Below are 249 nucleotides of genomic sequence, written 5' to 3' on the forward strand. Positions count from 1 at the left end.
CCCTCGCAGACCCTTCCACGCTCCCAAAAGGAACAGTACTAACTCCGCGAACAACCCAGGGTTCTGTATATAGCCAGCATCCACATCATTGAGCAACCACCGATCGATCATTCGCCGATCGCGAGGCTCTCCACAGGCCCTCCGAAGAGAACCGGTGAGGAATGCTCCTTAGAAAGGAGGTGATCCAGCCGCACCTTCCGGTACGGCTACCTTGTTACGACTTCGTCCCAATCGCCAGTCCCACCTTCG

At 56.6% G+C, this 249-nt stretch carries 1 rRNA gene; it reads right to left on the reverse strand.

Going from position 1 to position 249, the window contains the following annotated elements:
* Positions 1 to 172 precede the first annotated feature (172 nt).
* Positions 173 to 249 (reverse strand): 16S ribosomal RNA (locus ADK67_RS16110); the annotation flags it as partial.

Origin of the sequence: Saccharothrix sp. NRRL B-16348, assembly GCF_001280085.1 — a bacterium.
Lineage (GTDB): Bacteria > Actinomycetota > Actinomycetes > Mycobacteriales > Pseudonocardiaceae > Actinosynnema.